The sequence below is a fragment of the Paenibacillus phytohabitans genome (genome assembly GCF_013141775.1).
GTDB classification, from domain to species: Bacteria; Bacillota; Bacilli; order Paenibacillales; family Paenibacillaceae; genus Paenibacillus_AQ; species Paenibacillus_AQ phytohabitans.
The window spans coordinates 1-16,311 of record NZ_WHOB01000016.1 but is presented as its reverse complement, the minus strand read 5'-3'; the positions used below and the strand labels follow the sequence as shown (position 1 = coordinate 16,311).

The window sequence follows — 16,311 nt, the reverse complement described above, 5'->3', positions numbered from 1 at the left end:
CTTTCAACGGGATGCTCCAATGAAACTCATGGACCCAACGATCAGAATGTTTTAAATGTTTGTAGGGCGGCCGTGTAATTATTTCGTTTACAATAAGTAATCGCTCTGACAACATAGTACGGAGATATTGGCTCTGATTAATATCGTTGTTGCACACCTTTGAACCACACGGATTTGATCGACAAGGTATCCGAGATGTTGGTTGTCGGATCACCGGTTACTAAAATAAGGTCAGCGCGTGCGCCTTCGGCAATACGACCGCGATCGTTAAGACCAAAGCAACGGGCCGGTTTCGCGGTAGCTGACTGAAGCGCTTCTATCGGAGTGAACCCGGCCTTCACCAGCAATTGCATTTCATGATGGACGCTGGCTCCATGAGCAAGGCCGCCAAGATTCGGAACAGGAACCGGCGCGACATCCGTCCCTACCAGAATATCAACTCCGGCACGGTGAAGGTCCATCACATTTTTAAAGCTGTTCTCCATATTGCCTTGCGGAAACGTATTGAAGCTTGAGTTCAAGATATCGATCCAATCCGAACTTAACTTGGAATGAACACGCGGATCATTCGCCAATTCTGATGCCGGATTTCCAAGGATAGATGAATTCAACACCAAGCATGGTGTAACAAAAGCGCCTGAAGCCGCTATGGACATTACTAACCCGGACGTATTCTCGGGTCTGTCGATAAACAAGTGGCCCAAACCGTCGACTCCAAAATCGATGGCCTCTTGCGATGAAAGAGCCGTCAATACGTGGGCGATGACCAGCTTATCGAACTTGTGGGCTTCAGTCACGGCTGTTTTTAGAATCTCCTCGCTTAGTACAGGCAGGCCAGGCGCACCCATGACCGTTCCTTCTTCAATCATGATCTTAATATAGTCGGCGCCATTCTCCACTTGGGTATGCACATGTTTAATCGCTTCTTCCACCGTTGTCACTTGCGGTATTTCTTCGTGATCGTGAGCGTATGCAGCCAACATCGATTCCCGGTCTTCCTCCGATAACTTCTCTAGTTCCTTTAATATGAATTCCGGTATTTCATCTCCATCTGGCAATAATTCATCTGGGTGTCCGCCCGGAGCGGTGATCGCTGTGCCAGCAGAACGGACGTCTGCGACGTCATTTACATTTTTCAACTGAATCTCGCGCCCTCTTTTTGTAAAATCGCCGTTCATTTCGAGTTCTGTTGTCACGCCGAATTTTAGTGCATCTCGTAATCCGCCGATCGAGGTGTGGACATGTGCATCAATGAAACCAGGCATTAGAGTCGCATTTTCTCCATCGATAATCGTTGCACCAGCCGGAAGGTCTCCGCCCACTGAAATTATGGACTCCCCCTTAACGACAATATGTCTTGGCGCAATCAATTGATTTCCATCAAAAATACGTATATTTGTAATTGCCGTAACTTGTTCTAACGCAGCATTTTGTGTGACCTTATCCATCTCCATATGAATTCCTCCCAAGTGTTTGTAATTTGAACAATTCGAAGTATAACTATTAGTTAACTAACTGTCAATAATCTAATTATTCTTTTGACAAGCCTATAGGATCACTGTATAGTTTATTTGCTTACAGTTAGATTCCTAACAATCACAGGGGGGAAGATCATGGAATCCCGAAAGGATACGCCTTATCTGGATTTGTTTCAGATTATCGGTCTTAAGTTAAAGAAAAGAGCGGACGAAAGTATAAAAGAGCAGGGGTTAAACGCTCAACAAGGAAAAGTAATCGATTATATTTACCAGAACCAAAATAATCATATTATTCAAAAGGACCTTGCCGATAGGTTTCATCTACGTGGGGCCAGCATTACAAGCATGCTTCAAGGTCTAGAGCAAAAAGGGTTCATCGAGCGCAAAATCCCGGCCAATAATGAACGGCAAAAAAATATATATGTATTGCCAAAAGCGATTGAACTGATTGCAGACTTTCAAGACTCATTCCAAAGGGTGGAGGAAGAAATCGTTCAAGTCCTTACCGAGGAGGAGAAGCAAATCTTGAAGGAAATATTGATCAAAATTAATGAAAGATTATCATAAAGGAAAAAACCTACTCGACGGCTGCTTTCAATGAAATACCGAAACAAGGGATTAGTTATTACAGGATAAAATCATTGAACTCCATAACGGGGTAACTATAGCTTAACAATCATTTAACCGAGGTTGCCGGTATGAGACGGCAGCCCCGGTTAGCTATGGGCAGACGTTGAAGTGAGTGGATAGGATATCCTTGGAAGAATTGCTTTGCAAGGGAAGATGAAAGGGTGAGGATTCTATGGAAGTGAATGTGTTAGAGCGTTTACAAATCCAATAATCTTAAACTTTAGGGGTTAGATATAGAAATGGAGGGGAGACCGAAGATGGATTCTGTTGCAAATGTACGGCTGGCATCCTTAACCGATGCTGAAGATCTTTCCAGACTAAATCAGGAATTTAACGGTGGTGCACCAAGACCCGCAGCTAAGATAATTGAACATTTGAATATAAATCATTTACTGAACTCTACGTAGAAGAAGCCGCTCGAAGAAAAGGAATTGCAATTGCCATTATTTCTTGCCTGGAAGAAAATTTTAGAGAACGCGGAGTGAAAAGTATAAAGGTACTGACAGGTAGAAGCAACACTGCTGCAATCAGAACCTATGAACAGTGCAGCTATGTTAAAGACGATGAACAGATGTTAGAGAAAAGGTTGGACGATTAGGCTGCTTAAGTGCAGTATACCTAGAAAAAACAAACCTTTATTCTGTAGTTCCCACCTTGTTGGAAGCGCTTCACTGGATGATAATAAGCATATCACGAACACAGGGGGCATCAATTAATGGTCAACAGAAAAATGAAGCAATCCGCTACCATCGCTTTCACCGCAGTTATGGCGTTAAGCCTTGCAGCATGCGGCAATTCGAACAACAATACAAACGACGGCGCCAAGAACAACGCCGCACCGAGTGCAGCTGACAGCGGAAACGCCGCAGCAACAACTGCTCCGAGCGACAAGAAAGTAACAATTACCTTCCAGAATATCTATCCTGACCCTGCAACACCGGCTTACAAAATGATCAACGAGCTGAGCGAGCAGTATCAGAAAGACCATCCGAATGTAACGATTGAACTGGATACGCTGAACACGGACCAGCAGAAGGTGAAGCTCAAAACACAGGCTGCTTCCAAAGAAGTACCGGACATTACCATCGTTAACCCGGCTGCACAGATGAAGCCTTTCGTAGATGCAGGATTGTTCGCACCGCTGAATGATATGCTCGAACAGAACGGCCTGAAAGACACTTATCAGGAAGGCCTGCTCGATTACTACAGCTTCGACAACAATGTGTATGCGCTTCCTGACGGCAACAACATCGAAGTCGTGTACTACAACAAAGACCTGTTCGCACAGGCAGGAATTGCTGCTCCTCCGACAACCTTTGAAGAATTGCTCCAGGATGTCAAAATCCTGAAAGATAAGGGAATTACCCCACTGGCTATCGGTGAAAAAGATTCCTGGACCGGCTCGTTCCTGTTCATGAACATCCTGCTCCGCACCAACGGCGGCCCTGGATTCCTGCAGGATGTGCTTGACGGCAAGAAAACCTTCGAAGATCCTGCATTCGTAGAAGCTGTAGAAGCATTCCAGCAACTGGTTCAAGCGGGTGCATTCCCGGATGGAGCTACTTCCATTGATGCCAATGCCGGCGGTAACATCTTCAAAACAGGTAAAGCAGCAATGTGGTCGATCGGATCTTGGGAAACAGGCGCAATTGACGCATCCCCTGTAGCCGGTAAAGTTGGAGCCTTCCAGTTCCCTACAGTAAACGGCAAGGGTGACCCTAACGAATTCATGCTTGCACCAGGCAGCGCATTTGCCGTATCTGCAAACAGCGAACACCTGCAAGAAACCAAAGACTTCCTGAACTACTTCGCTTCCGAATATCCTAAGAAACAGTTTGAACTGAAAAATGCTGTAGGTATCGGTCAAAAGGTAGACGGCGACCTCAAAGCTGCCGGTTACTCTGATCTGGCTGTAAACATTGCCGGCCTGTTCAACCAAGTTAAAGGCGGCGACCTGGCGTTCGATAACACGATGAACCCTGCAACAGCTCAAGTTCACCTCAGCAGCATTCAGAACCTGTTCGTTCAGAAAATGGATTCCGCTGCGGTAGCGAAAGAGCACCAGGCTGCATTTGAAGCCAACAAATAAGCATTAAGCAATACGCTACAGGCAACCGTAAAGCTGTCCTTCTCGATGCGAAGCAAGCTGATCCAGGCTTCTTCGCATCGAGTTTATCATGAAGATTTTCAATGTGAATATCGTGAATATCGTAAATAGACAAAGAATCTGCTTGTTTAGGAGGCGGGAAAGATGAAAGTACTTAAGGTGCCAGCACGCACAATAGCCGTCTTCATACTGCCATGTCTGCTCTTGTACGTGTGCCTTGTGTTTGTTCCCATACTGGTATCATTATATACGGGCTTATTGAAGTGGGACGGTCTTACTACTGCGGAGTTTATTGGTTTAGGCAATTTCAAAGATATGTTCTTCAATGATCCTGTGTTCTGGCCTTCCGTACGAAGAACGCTGCTGTATGCAGTGGCTTCCATGCTGGAAATTCCACTATGCTTAGGAATGGCTATCCTGCTTAACCGTTATCTGAAGAAAGCCAACACACTAGTGTCGATCTACTTCACACCGGTTATCCTGTCGGTTGTTATCATTGGACAACTCTGGAAGACCATCTACAACCCTACTTCCATGGGGGGCATGCTGAATGGCGTGCTGGTGTCACTGGGTCTTGACAGCTGGACTCACAACTGGCTCACCGAGCCGAACATCGCTATGTATTCCCTTTATCTGGTATCACTCTGGCAGTTCTTCGGCTACCATCTGCTGATCCAGTATACCGGAGTGCAGAATATTCCTGATGAGCTATATGAAGCGGCCAAAATTGACGGAGCAGACGGTTTCAAAGCGGATCGTTATATTACCCTCCCGCTGATTGTTCCGATCTTCAAAATATCGATTATCCTGGCGTTTATCGGCTCCCTGCAGGCCTTCGATCTGGTCATGGTCATGACAGGCGGCGGTCCGGCGCATGCGACGGATGTCATCTCAACCCATATGTATAACAGTTCCTTCATGTCCTTCAAGTATGGATACGGCAGTGCGATCGCAACGTTCCTGGTTGTTGTCTGTCTCATCTTTACCGGAGTGATCAATACCATCTTCAATAAACTTGAGAAAAAATACAACTAGGAAAGGAGTGCGCGAATCATGCGTAAATTTAAAAAAGGAATCGTGTATCTTCTTTTTGCAATCCCTGTGGTCACCCAGCTGTACCCGCTGTTATGGCTGCTGCTATACTCACTCAAGACCAACGAAGAAATCATGGACGGCAGCTTCTTTTCTTTTCCCAAAAAAATTCAATGGCATAACTACTATGAAGCTTACACCTCCGGGAGTTATCTGAAGTATCTGTCCAACAGCGTATTCGTTACTGCGTTTACAATGATCTGTGTCATCCTGCTGGCTTCGATGGCAGCTTATGCGATCTCGCGGTTCCGCTGGAAATACGGCAATCTCGTGATGACCATCTTCCTGATGGGGATGATGATTCCGATGCAGGCTACACTGTTGCCGCTGATGATTATTTTCAAAAATATGCATATCCTGAATACTCACTGGTCGCTGATTCTGCCTTACGTCGCATTCTCCACGCCAATCGCCGTATTCATCTTAAGCGGATTCATGAGAGCTATCCCGCATGAGATAGAAGAGTCAGCGTTCATCGACGGAGCGAGTGTGTACCGGATCTTCCGCAGCATTATTCTTCCGGTGTCTGTACCGCCGGTAATGACGGTATGTATCCTGACCTTCATCAACATCTGGAACGAGTACATCCTGGCGGCAACGTTCATCTCGTCCGAGAAGCTCAAAACCCTGCCATTCGGGGTCTACACCTTCGTCAGCCAGTATTCGGTCAACTACGGCAACATCGGGGCATTCCTCGTTATGGGTGCGCTGCCGGTTATCCTGATCTACTTCTTCCTGTCCAACCAGATTACAAAAGGCATGGTGGCAGGGGCTGTCAAAGGCTGATCTGCAGAATTATGAATTCACGCGTTGCATATAAAATTGGGTTAGATTTATAATAGGAAACGGCAGGACAGGGTGTTGAAAGGAGAGAGTCCTATGAAGAGCGGCTTTCATTCCATCCATCATCGGTTGTTCTTGCTGTTTCTTTTTTGCATGTCCAGTATTCTGCTTATTGTCAGCTTGCTGTACTATAACCGGACTACGGATCAGCTGCATGAGAAGATCAGTGATTTGTCGCAAAAAAACGTCGCCCAGACCGCAGGATTGTTCACACTCCTCTACAAGGGCTATGATGCATTGTCCAAATCGCTCAGCAATAACTTCGAGATGATTCGTCTGATTAATGAGAAAACCGATGAGCCGGCGGTGGCTTATATCAATGAGCAGACCGTGACGAATATTATCGGCTCGATTTTTTATTCACGGGATGACCTGGTGGGCATTCATGTGATTACAGACAGAGGGAAGATTTATAATTACGGGAATTATATGAACGTGGTCGATCCGGATTACGCCGATGAAGACTGGTATCACCAGCTGCAGGCCTCGTCAGGTAAAATGGTCTGGCTGGGGGTGTACCAGCATTCCCTGATCGATCAGGTGGAGGACAGCCCGGTGTTCGCCTTCGGCCGGCAGATCTATGATCTGAATGAGCATAAGCCGATCGGGATCGTGCTGTATGAGACGAATCCCCAGCCGGTTCTGGACGCCTTGGAGAATCTGAAGCTCGGTGAGCACAGTCAGGTATACCTGATGTCCCCGGATGGACGGTTTGTCACTTCTGCAACAGATCCGACGCCGGACGTCTCCAATCTGCCTATGCTGCCGACTTCGCAGAATGTGATGGTTGAGCAGCAAAGCGACCGGCTGGTTGTAGCCTCCAAGCTGTCATTCTCCGGCTGGTGGGTGATGAGTATAACCCCGGACAAGGATTTGAATGTAGAGCTGATTGAGATGAAGCGTTATTTGCTGATTGTCATTTCGGCGCTGATTATTGTCTCCACGCTGATTGCCTCGATCGTATCTCAGACCATCTCCTCGCCGCTGAAGAAGCTGATCCGGGAGATGAGGCAGGTAGAGGTCGGTAACTTCCGCGGAATGGTCAATGTCTCCTCCTATCAGGAGATTAATATTCTCGTGGCTTCGTTCAACCGGATGGTCCGGCGGATCGAGGAGCTGATTGAACGCGTGAAGCTCTCGTCCGTCAGTGAGAAGAATGCCGAGCTGCATGCGCTGCAGTCCCAGGTTAATCCGCATTTCCTGTACAATACACTCGATATGATCTACTGGATGCTGGATGAGGAAGGCAATGAGCAGCTGGGTGAGCTGGTCCTGTCCCTGTCCTCAATGTTCCGTTACAGCAGCCAGTGGGAGGATGGGGCCGAAGTGAGCCTGCGCGAAGAGCTGGAGCAGATTGGCCATTATCTGAAGATTATCTCGATCCGGCTGGAAGGGCGGCTGCAGATTATTACAGAAATCGATGAACGCTGGCTGGACATCCGTGTTCCCAAAATGACGGTCCAGCCTGTAATTGAAAACGCCGTCAAGCACGGTCTGGAATCACTGGGCCGCCAAGGAATTCTGAAGGTATATACCAGAGAAGAAGGTTCCGTTCTTAGACTGATTGTGGAAGATAACGGAAACGGAATGAATGAGGAGCAGCTGAAACGGCTGCAGGACTCGCTGAATGGGGACGCTCCTAGTCCCAGTCCCAAGGAGAGCGGCAAAAGCGGCATCGGCCTGCAGAACCTGCACCGCCGGCTGCAGTTCATGTTCGGGGAGTGTTATGGCCTGCAGATTCAGAGTTTCCCCGGAGCAGGGACACAGGTTGCCATCGTGCTGCCGATTTCAGTGGAAGGAGAACAGACTACGTGAATATTCTTATTGCCGATGATGAACGGGTCATACGTGAAGGCATCAAGCGCACCATCGGGCAGATTAGCCCGGAGCATCAGGTATTCGTGGCCGCCCGGGCGGAAGAAGCGGTTAAAATCATGGAAGAACAGCGCATCCACATTGTGCTGACCGATATTCTCATGCCGGGAATGAACGGCCTCGAATTCATGAAGATTTCGAAGCGCCGGTATCCCTATGTGAAATGGATTGTCATCTCTGCCCACAGCGAATTCTCCTATGCGCAGGAAGCGGTCCGGCTGGGTGCGAGAGACTATCTGCTTAAGCCGATCGGCAAAACAAAGCTGACGGAGCTTATTGATAGCCTAACAACGGAAATCCAGCAGGACAACAATATCTCGCGGCAAGGCGAGCGGCTGAAGGCCAGTCTGAGATTCCTCCGCGAGGGGGTATTCCAGCGGCTGGCCTCGGGGCTGGATATCGGGAATCTGGATATTGAGCCTTTTATTGAAGATTACAACCACTTCTATCTGGTAATGATCCAGCTGGACCCGGGTGACAAAAGTGTCCGCCTGGAGCACTTCATCGTCGAGAATGTGCTGTCTGAGCTGATCGACCAGCATGGACGGGGATTCGTTGTCAGCTATGACCGGCAGAGTCTGCTGGGCCTTATTACGCCGGGTGAGAACGTCCGGGTGGAGCATTTCCAGGAAGAGGTTAAGGCTCATTTGACGCATTACTTGAAGATTCCTTTCCAGATTATCCACTCCGGGCTCAGCTACGACTTCAACACCGTGCCGCAGGTTGTGAAGCGGATGCGGGAGGCATCGGCCTCCCAGGCGCTTGAACTGGAGCCGATGAAAGGCAGCGGGGAGAAGGCCATTGATGTTGCTCTGCACTATATCAAGGAGCATTTCTACGAGGATCTGTCGCTGGAGAAAATGGCTTCGGTGGTGTTCCTGAATCCTGCGTACTTCAGCCAGCTGTTCAAGCAGAAGACGGGGCAGGGCTACAAGGAATATGTAACCTCCCTGCGGCTGGAGCAGGCCAAGCTGCTGCTGCTCAATCCCAAGCTGAAGCTCGCCGATATTGCTGAACGGGTGGGTTATCAGGACATGCGCCACTTCACGCAAATGTTCCGTAAGAAATATCAGCTTACACCGACGGAATACCGTCAGCAGGAGAGCATCAACATTCTCATGAGCAAGGGTACGCCGCCGCAACAATAAAAGGAAGCTGATGCCGGTTATCGAAACCGGTGTCAGCTTCCTATTATTGTTTTTTCACCATTTAAAAGCTGTTTAAATTGTTGAAATAATTCACCGTGCCGGTGTCAATATTACCAAACATCACGAGTGCAAGAACAAACAGGAGGATGAGTACAGCGTAAATGATGGTGCCGACAATCCCGCAGACCAGCCCGGCAATCGCCAGCCCCCGGCCTTGTTCATAACGGAGACGGATCTCCTTGAAGGCGAGTGCAGCCAGAACGATCGCAATAATCCCGAAGATAAGTCCGATATAAGGAACTACGATGGAGAGAATGCCGAGCACCAGTGCTGCGATCGCTTTGCCGTTCGTCCGCTCCTGGCGGGGCGGCGGGGGAAACTGCTGGTAAAATTCCTGGTCTTATAACCGTTAATAGTTAATCCAGTGCTCAAGCTTCACTGCTGGGGTAAGCCCAATCGATTCAGCCAGGCGGATGGAGGCGTGATTGTCTTCAAGTACCTGATACCTCGGAATATATCCCCTTTGCAGAGTATGGTATAACGCTGTGCGGACCACGCGCTGCGCAAGTCCGTTTTTTCTTGCGGCAGCAGCCGTATGTACAGCTCCAATCTCCCAGACAGACTCCTCATTGCGGAACACCATACAAGTGCTGATAGGCACGTCTCCCTCGAACAATGCTACAGAGAAAGCCCCCTCCTGAAAATATTGACTGATTTCCCCCTGTGAATAGTCGTTGGACATCCATAACGGCAGCAGCCGTTCATCTATTGCTTCACTTACGATGCATGCCCCGTCCGCGATGAAGGTTTGGCCTTCGGCCGTAGAATAGGAATAGAGACTGCGGACTTTATGCAGTGTGAAATATGGCTCCAGCGCCTGGCGGTACGCATCCTCCTGCAGCTTAAATACGAGCCTTGCGTCCCTTGGCAGCAGCTTCAGCAGGGCGGGGAAGACCTCCGGGCTGCTGTAGTCCATTAGCACAACGGTGTCGGCCTCAGGATAGGTCCGGTGATCGTAGGGGAAGGTCACGGCAGGCATCATCAATAACACTCCCCAGTGATCCTGCTGTTCGATTAGCGTACTGTCAATCTGAGTGTGATAGGCGGTCAGCATTTTGAGCAGCGTTATATTCTTCAGGGGTCTACGGCGTAATCTCCCCATGACCGCTTCATAGTGGCTCAAGTCATACACTTCCTTTTCTCCGGTAATCATCAGCAGCTGATCGTAATTCAATTCACAGTTCATCCAGAAGTTTAAACAGGCGATGGTAATTGCCTAATGTGCAGGTATCCTCAACTTTCACACCAGACTTGAAAAAGATGATATCGCCAGTACCTTGGTTAACCTGACCTTTGTGTTCGAGGATACGTTTCAGATGTCTGGCTGTTCCAATACTTCCTGAGATGAAATCGACGTCTTCAGGGAAAACCTTCTTAAGACTATTCTCAAAATAAGGAAAATGAGTACATCCGAGTACCACCGTGCCGTACTGCTGCAAATTAAACCGGGACAATTCTTGATTCAAGTAGGGGATGATCTTCTTTTCATCAAATTCAAAGCTTTCAGCGAACTGCACCAGTCCGGGAAGAGGTAAACTGTTCACAATTTCCCCATGATCTATACGGTGAACTAAATCATGATACTTCTTCTCCTGCAGCGTAAGTCTCGTGGCTAGCACCAGAACCTTTTTCTGTTTTCCTTCGGATTGTTCAATGGCAGGCTTCACTGCCGGTTCGATGCCCAGGATAGGAAAGTCATACCGGCTTCGGAGCTCCTCAATCACGATACTGGTGGCAGTGTTACAAGCAATGACCAAAGCTTTTATATTGAGTTTAGCAATGAAATCTACAGCATTTAGAATGTACTCACTAACTTCTTCTTTTGTTTTCTCTCCATAAGGAACATGTGCAGTGTCTGCGTAAAAGAGGTAATCTTCTTGCGGCAGAAATTTCAGTGCCTGATGAAGCACCGTTAACCCGCCTATTCCGGAGTCAAAAAATCCTATTCGCATATTTCCACTCTTCCCGTGATTATTAGAATGATTGTATTATTCTATCACTACATTAACTTTATAACTACATTGCCCGTTCAGATTCACACACTCTAATTCATATATGAATTCTGATTCCCGGCTGTGCTTGAGTTCTGGAATTTCATCGGAAAACATAAAAAAGGCCGGACTTCCGCCAATGTTTTCATCAGCGAAGCCCGGTCCTTTACATTCAGCTTTCGTTCTTGGTCACGCCATTTAAGCTTGGCACATAATCTTCGGCTTTATCCGGATTTACCATCTGGGGGATTTCGGTGATGCTGGAGTGATTCTGCTGGTTGTTCTTTTTATCGGCACGGTTATCAGCACGGTCATGCTTCGGATCTGCACTGTTCTTGGGCACACTGTTCACCTCCATATCTGATGGATAGTATGAGATAGCGGTTTGCATTTTATCCCGGCAGACTTAAACGTTACATAGAATACTTAGCAGGCAGGCGCCTTCCCCCGTTGACAGGTGCGCTATAATATATTTACTAAAAACTGTTCTCACCAAGGAGGGGAAGATCATCGCTGAGAAAACAAAAGTTGTTGAAGTTGTTCCCTACGACCCGGCCTGGAAGGCAGAATACGCCAGAATTGAAGCGCGGATGCTGGAGATCGCGGGAGATCTGATCATCGCGGCTGAGCATGTGGGCAGTACCTCCATCGAGGGGTTATCGGCCAAACCTGTTATCGATATCGATCTGGTGATGGAGAGCTATGAGAAGCTGCCGGAGATCATCCGGAGATTACAGCAGTACGGTTATGAGCATCAGGGCAATTTGGGGATTGAGGGCAGGGAAGCCTTCCGGAGCGTGAAGGAGGACGGATTTATGAAGTACCACCTTTACGTATGTCCGAAGGACGGGAAGGGATATCGTGAGCATATCGTTTTCCGCGATTATCTGCGTAGCAGCCCGTCTGCCCGTGAGGAGTATCAGGCGGTCAAGCAGCGGCTTGCGAAAGAATACCGTTATGATATCGACTCATATTGTGAGGGGAAGACAGAGATCGTGCACTCTATTCTGCAGAAGGCAGCTGATCCCAGAATCCGGCTGTAGATGGGCGGTTAGGCAGAACGGCGTGATATTCGCGGACTCCGGCCGGGTCGTTGAACCCAAAGGTTCTCCAGCTGTTCAGCTGCGGGGAACCGAAGCAGATGTGCGCCTCGCGGGCCGAGTTATCACAGACTATAGACCATAACGTTCCGAAGCCCTCACTGTAATGATGACAGCAGACTCCCTTAGGGTATTCTGTGCCTGCGATGGCTTGCATGGCTGCCACGGGGCTTTGGAGGGCAACTTCGTCCGTAAATGCCGACCGTAGCGCTTCATACCTTGTCCTCGAATTCTCCATCACCTGCAGATTATGAGCCTGCATGGATGGAAGGGTATAATGGTTGGCTGATAGGACAAGCTGGTTGCAGTTCCCGCCAGCCGCTGCCGGATAATATTGGATCTCTTTATGCGTACCGGCAGTTTCAACGAGGGCGATCTCGCCTTTGGCGTCCGAGATCAGGAAATTCCGGTAGTCGGAGACTGGCATGCTGCGCATCAGCAGCACCGCTTCTTCCGCAGTGGTGCAGTTGTCGAGCAAGGCGCGGACCACTCCCGGAAAAATAAAACCTTCCCCGGTCATCTCCGGCCGGATTCTCCCCGATGTAGTTGTTACAGTAAGTCCAGCATCATTCATTCCGTCATAACGGCCGAACAGCTGGAGCGCAAAGCCGATATGTGCAGGTTTACCCTTCACCCGGGTGGTGCTAAGCAGCAGCTGATTATAAGGCTCATCCTCCCAGCCAAAATCATAATTACGCATGTGACAGATATGCCCGCCGTTATCCGAACCTGTCCGGTATGCAGCCTGTGTACAGTGACCGGATGGCTGGAAGTAGGAGTAATAGAACACAACCTGGACGGGTTCGATACCGGTCTCGTCGGCGAAGCCTTTGATTTCTTCGTTCATGCCGGGGCAATATTTCTCGAAGCTCTCCATCACTTTATCTGCCGCAGACGGCAGAAGCGGGGAAGCCCCCATGAATGGAGAGGATAAGAATGAGATAAGCTCGGAATTGTGCTTGTAATGAGCGCCTAATGCACGGCCGACCTCATAATGTGTACCCTCCGTAACGATATGGGAATATTGTGCGCTCCTGCGTTGAATAGGGGGATTAGCTTCCATTGTATAAGTACCTTCTCTCGTTTACTCTCTGCGCAGAGTAGGTCCATTATAACGGGCGAGCTCTTCAGTCGGCAAAGTCCGTTCCGGCCGAAATACCCGCATGGGCTGCTATACAGGGAAGCGCAATCATTATAGGGTCTTATTTTCTTGGACGGAGTAGGAAATACTTGTATTATTGTCATTTTTAAGGTAACTTATTGATATAACTTCCGGATTAACTTTTGCCGGAGGCGCAGTTCCAATAACGGTATATGCAAGCCGAAGAGGAGCATTCCCCCAATGCTCCTTTTTGCGTGGGAAAACCCTTGAAAGGCGCGGTTCTTCGGGCTTTCCGAGGGTTTTATTATTGGAGAAATCACATGAAAATCACAAGAGTGTGGATGTATTCATTTTCAACAGGTCACCGAATTGTATATTGAGTTTATTTACATCATCCTGCTTCATCTTCTTCGTGACATGTAAATAGATCTTCGTAGTTGTTTTTGCATCATCGTGTCCGACCCGTTTCATAATATTGGCGATAAAATTATACGGGGGCTTGCTTGGGTTGCAGTACGGTGGGCGGCGACAGTCCGGCCCCCGGTGATCATGCTCGAAAATGTAGAGGAGTTTAAAACCTGGGGTCCACTGCTCAAAGACGGATACCCGGACCCGGATCGCAAAGGCCGGACGTTCAATTCTTTCGTCAACGCTCTGCGCAGGCAGGGTTACCGGGTGGACTGGCGGGAGTTGCGGGCCTGCGATTACGGCGCACCGACGATCCGCAAGCGGCTGTTCCTGGTGGCTCGCTGCGATGGCCGCCCGATAGTCTGGCCGGAGCCCACACACGGAGCACCGGACAGTCCGGAAGTACTGGTGGGTAAGCGGCTGCCATGGCGGACGGCAGCGGAGATTATTGACTGGTCGATTCCCTGTCCGAGCATCTTCGACTGGAAGAAACCACTGGCGGAAAATACTCAGCGCCGAATCGCCCGAGGCATTCAGCGCTTCGTGATCGATAACCCACGGCCGTTCGTAGTCCGGATCGGCCAGACCGGATTTGGCGGCGACCGACTGCAATATGAGATCGACAAGCCTCTCACGACCGTCACAACCAAGACCGAACACCTACTGGTTACACCGGTGCAGGGAGTCAATACGACAGGGCACCCCGGCAGCTCACCGGAAGAACCATTGCGAACCATCACGACAGGCAATCATCACATGCTTCTTAGCCCGACACTGATTGAGATCGGCTACTGCGAAGGTCCGGGACAAAGCCCGCGTGCACCTGGGCTGCAGAAGCCACTGGGCACGGTAGTATCCGGCGGCCGGAAACATGCTCTGGTTGCTGCATTCCTCGCTAAGCATTACGGCGGCAATAACACCGGAACGGAGGCAGACCTGCAGAGGCCTTTACCGACTGTAACAACCGTTGATCACAATGCACTTGTTACAGCTCACGTTGTTCGGCACTTCGGGGAGTCGGTCGGCAGCCCTGCGGATGCACCACTGGGCACCGTTACCGCCGGGGGCGGCGGAAAGAGCAGGCTGGTCACTTCCCATTTGGTCAAGCTGCGCGGCACCAACATAGGCCAGCCTATGGATGATCCACTCCAAACGATAACGGCGGGCGGATTGCACTTCGGCGAGGTACGGGCATTCTTACTCAAATATTACGGTAGCGCCGATAACGGCCAGCAGCTGGGCGAGCCCCTGCACACCGTAACCACCAAGGACCGATTCGGCTTGGTTACGGTTGAGGGCGTGGATTACCAGATCGTAGATATAGGCATGCGCATGTTGGAGCCGCATGAGCTGTTCGCGGCGCAAGGCTTCCCGTCCAACTACATCATTGATGTGGACGCGGACGGTGAGTGGTATTCCAAGAGTGCGCAGGTTGCTCGCTGTGGTAACGCCGTCCCGCCGCCGTTCGCAGCTGCGCTGGTTAGGGCGAACCTGCCGGAACTGTATATCGGAGCTGGGCGGGCACTGTCACTGGAGAGATACAAGCCTGCTGCGGGGCAGATGGAGTTCAGCCTGTGACACAGCTTTCCGCCGCCGACAGCCGAGAAATCCGGGACTTGCTGAAGATGGCCCGTGATTATGTCGGGTTTGCTGAATACTAAGGGAAGCCAAGCATCCTGAAGGCTGAGAGAATTGAGAAGCAGACTGACGAACAGCTGCGGAAATTCATTTTTGAAAGAGACTATCCGGGTTATAAATGGCGGTCAAGGGAGTGGAAGTCATGAAAGCGCAGTGTAAAAATTGTAACTTCTGCAAGCAGCACGGCAGGATGCAGACGCAACAGAATCGCCTAGGTCGTAAGAAATACTTTTGCGAACATCCGGACGCAAATAAGGCAACGTACAATACTTTCGTTGGATTTGGCAATATGGACTACAGCAGCCCGCTGGTTATAAAAACAGCAAAGCGCTGGTGTCCATTGATTACTCAGATGCCAACGGCGAGCAAATAGGAGAAGTTATTTTAGTCCCAGGGAGGGAACAGATAGCGCCCCTCCCACCAGTGATTTGAATTAAATAAAAAATGGAAGCAAATACAAAGCGGTAATGGCACCAAATGGTATACGTCGCGGATAAAAGCGGCGGCGAGGATAGAAGCCTGGATAGTATCCAAATTGTCTGTAAGTTGATGCGTTAGCAGGCATTCCGTTCATCATTTCGTTTGAGGGTATAGCAAGTGTAACGTAATCCTGATCAATATGAGCGATAAACCCGTCATGAGTCTGACCGTCATTTGTAGTCATGCCAACATATTTATTCACATTGTTCCAGGCGAGCGATTGATAATTTGTTTCCATGAGTAGCCTCCTCAAATAATATCTCGACAACAGTCTATGGACTACAACCTATGGTGATCACGGCATATGCCTATATTCAAAGATATTTGGATTAATTAAGTCCACTTTAAGGAGAGAACCT

17 protein-coding genes are annotated in these 16,311 nt (G+C 49.2%); 10 read left to right on the top strand and 7 right to left on the bottom strand.

Annotated elements, in window-relative coordinates; all coding sequences use genetic code 11:
- Positions 1 to 137 precede the first annotated feature (137 nt).
- The gene (locus GC101_RS01725) at positions 138 to 1,448 is read right to left on the bottom strand and encodes an amidohydrolase family protein (RefSeq protein ID WP_171716261.1); all 1,311 of its coding nucleotides are present in this window, start codon (positions 1,446 to 1,448) and stop codon (positions 138 to 140) included.
- 165 nt (positions 1,449 to 1,613) lie between these two features.
- Here GC101_RS01725 and GC101_RS01720 point away from each other — a divergent pair, with 165 nt between their 5' ends.
- The 8 genes from GC101_RS01720 (at position 1,614) to GC101_RS01690 (ending at position 9,173) form a co-directional block, all read left to right on the top strand.
- Positions 1,614 to 2,045: a MarR family winged helix-turn-helix transcriptional regulator gene (locus tag GC101_RS01720; protein WP_042137690.1), complete on the top strand. Its 432-nt coding sequence runs from the start codon at positions 1,614 to 1,616 to the stop codon at positions 2,043 to 2,045.
- A gap of 320 nt (positions 2,046 to 2,365) precedes the next feature.
- Positions 2,366 to 2,515 carry a hypothetical protein gene (locus GC101_RS35935; RefSeq protein ID WP_246354130.1) on the top strand — a complete coding sequence of 50 codons (150 nt, stop codon included), beginning with the start codon at positions 2,366 to 2,368 and terminating at the stop codon, positions 2,513 to 2,515.
- Positions 2,516 to 2,538: 23 nt separating this feature from the next.
- Positions 2,539 to 2,706, top strand: coding sequence for an N-acetyltransferase (locus GC101_RS35930; protein WP_343049584.1), 168 nt, complete (start codon positions 2,539 to 2,541; stop codon positions 2,704 to 2,706).
- A 117-nt stretch (positions 2,707 to 2,823) separates the two neighbouring features.
- A complete protein-coding gene (locus GC101_RS01710; protein ID WP_171715867.1) occupies positions 2,824 to 4,197 on the top strand; it encodes an extracellular solute-binding protein in 1,374 nt (457 codons plus the stop codon).
- A gap of 162 nt (positions 4,198 to 4,359) precedes the next feature.
- Positions 4,360 to 5,250, top strand: a complete 891-nt coding sequence (locus GC101_RS01705) for a carbohydrate ABC transporter permease (RefSeq protein WP_039301056.1) — start codon at positions 4,360 to 4,362, stop codon at positions 5,248 to 5,250.
- Positions 5,251 to 5,268: 18 nt separating this feature from the next.
- Positions 5,269 to 6,093, top strand: coding sequence for a carbohydrate ABC transporter permease (locus GC101_RS01700; RefSeq protein WP_039301053.1), 825 nt, complete (start codon positions 5,269 to 5,271; stop codon positions 6,091 to 6,093).
- Between the two features lie 93 nt (positions 6,094 to 6,186).
- A complete protein-coding gene (locus GC101_RS01695) occupies positions 6,187 to 7,965 on the top strand; it encodes a cache domain-containing sensor histidine kinase (protein WP_171715866.1) in 1,779 nt (592 codons plus the stop codon).
- Complete coding sequence (locus tag GC101_RS01690) at positions 7,962 to 9,173, top strand: response regulator (protein WP_171715865.1); 1,212 nt, start codon at positions 7,962 to 7,964, stop codon at positions 9,171 to 9,173. The genes GC101_RS01695 and GC101_RS01690 overlap by 4 nt, the downstream gene beginning before the upstream one ends.
- Before the next feature lie 61 nt (positions 9,174 to 9,234).
- On the opposite strand, the gene GC101_RS01685 is transcribed toward GC101_RS01690, so the two are convergent.
- From GC101_RS01685 to GC101_RS01670, 4 genes are all read right to left on the bottom strand, one after another.
- Positions 9,235 to 9,498 carry a DUF4190 domain-containing protein gene (locus tag GC101_RS01685; RefSeq protein WP_425497129.1) on the bottom strand — a complete coding sequence of 88 codons (264 nt, stop codon included), beginning with the start codon at positions 9,496 to 9,498 and terminating at the stop codon, positions 9,235 to 9,237.
- Positions 9,499 to 9,582: 84 nt separating this feature from the next.
- Complete coding sequence (locus GC101_RS01680) at positions 9,583 to 10,407, bottom strand: GNAT family N-acetyltransferase (RefSeq protein ID WP_171715864.1); 825 nt, start codon at positions 10,405 to 10,407, stop codon at positions 9,583 to 9,585.
- Between the two features lies 1 nt (position 10,408).
- A complete protein-coding gene (gene murI / locus GC101_RS01675; protein WP_171715863.1) occupies positions 10,409 to 11,185 on the bottom strand; it encodes a glutamate racemase in 777 nt (258 codons plus the stop codon).
- A 211-nt stretch (positions 11,186 to 11,396) separates the two neighbouring features.
- Positions 11,397 to 11,567 carry a hypothetical protein gene (locus GC101_RS01670; protein WP_179093454.1) on the bottom strand — a complete coding sequence of 57 codons (171 nt, stop codon included), beginning with the start codon at positions 11,565 to 11,567 and terminating at the stop codon, positions 11,397 to 11,399.
- 247 nt (positions 11,568 to 11,814) lie between these two features.
- On the opposite strand from GC101_RS01670, the gene GC101_RS01665 reads away from it, so the two are divergent.
- A complete protein-coding gene (locus tag GC101_RS01665) occupies positions 11,815 to 12,267 on the top strand; it encodes a GrpB family protein (protein ID WP_246354129.1) in 453 nt (150 codons plus the stop codon).
- Here the strand turns inward: GC101_RS01665 and GC101_RS01660 are convergent.
- The gene (locus GC101_RS01660) at positions 12,227 to 13,387 is read right to left on the bottom strand and encodes a C45 family autoproteolytic acyltransferase/hydrolase (RefSeq protein WP_171715862.1); all 1,161 of its coding nucleotides are present in this window, start codon (positions 13,385 to 13,387) and stop codon (positions 12,227 to 12,229) included. The genes GC101_RS01665 and GC101_RS01660 overlap by 41 nt on opposite strands.
- A 588-nt stretch (positions 13,388 to 13,975) precedes the next feature.
- Between GC101_RS01660 and GC101_RS01655 the strand changes: the two genes are divergently transcribed.
- Positions 13,976 to 15,412 carry a DNA cytosine methyltransferase gene (locus GC101_RS01655; RefSeq protein ID WP_425497128.1) on the top strand — a complete coding sequence of 479 codons (1,437 nt, stop codon included), beginning with the start codon at positions 13,976 to 13,978 and terminating at the stop codon, positions 15,410 to 15,412.
- 493 nt (positions 15,413 to 15,905) lie between these two features.
- Here the strand turns inward: GC101_RS01655 and GC101_RS01650 are convergent, their stop codons facing one another.
- Positions 15,906 to 16,190 carry a phosphatidylinositol kinase gene (locus GC101_RS01650; RefSeq protein ID WP_076243070.1) on the bottom strand — a complete coding sequence of 95 codons (285 nt, stop codon included), beginning with the start codon at positions 16,188 to 16,190 and terminating at the stop codon, positions 15,906 to 15,908.
- Positions 16,191 to 16,311: the final 121 nt, after the last annotated feature.

Bases quoted from the DNA above. Each gene is read 5' to 3' on its own strand.
- GC101_RS01660 (WP_171715862.1), bottom strand. From the start codon at position 13,387: ATGGAAGCTAATCCCCCTATTCAACGCAGGAGCGCACAATATTCCCAT.
- GC101_RS01700 (WP_039301053.1), top strand. From the start codon at position 5,269: ATGCGTAAATTTAAAAAAGGAATCGTGTATCTTCTTTTTGCAATCCCT.
- GC101_RS01705 (WP_039301056.1), top strand. From the start codon at position 4,360: ATGAAAGTACTTAAGGTGCCAGCACGCACAATAGCCGTCTTCATACTG.
- GC101_RS01720 (WP_042137690.1), top strand. From the start codon at position 1,614: ATGGAATCCCGAAAGGATACGCCTTATCTGGATTTGTTTCAGATTATC.
- GC101_RS35935 (WP_246354130.1), top strand. From the start codon at position 2,366: ATGGATTCTGTTGCAAATGTACGGCTGGCATCCTTAACCGATGCTGAA.
- GC101_RS01665 (WP_246354129.1), top strand. From the start codon at position 11,815: ATGCTGGAGATCGCGGGAGATCTGATCATCGCGGCTGAGCATGTGGGC.
- GC101_RS01655 (WP_425497128.1), top strand. From the start codon at position 13,976: ATGCTCGAAAATGTAGAGGAGTTTAAAACCTGGGGTCCACTGCTCAAA.
- murI (WP_171715863.1), bottom strand. From the start codon at position 11,185: ATGCGAATAGGATTTTTTGACTCCGGAATAGGCGGGTTAACGGTGCTT.
- GC101_RS01650 (WP_076243070.1), bottom strand. From the start codon at position 16,190: ATGGAAACAAATTATCAATCGCTCGCCTGGAACAATGTGAATAAATAT.
- GC101_RS01725 (WP_171716261.1), bottom strand. From the start codon at position 1,448: ATGGATAAGGTCACACAAAATGCTGCGTTAGAACAAGTTACGGCAATT.
- GC101_RS01695 (WP_171715866.1), top strand. From the start codon at position 6,187: ATGAAGAGCGGCTTTCATTCCATCCATCATCGGTTGTTCTTGCTGTTT.
- GC101_RS01710 (WP_171715867.1), top strand. From the start codon at position 2,824: ATGGTCAACAGAAAAATGAAGCAATCCGCTACCATCGCTTTCACCGCA.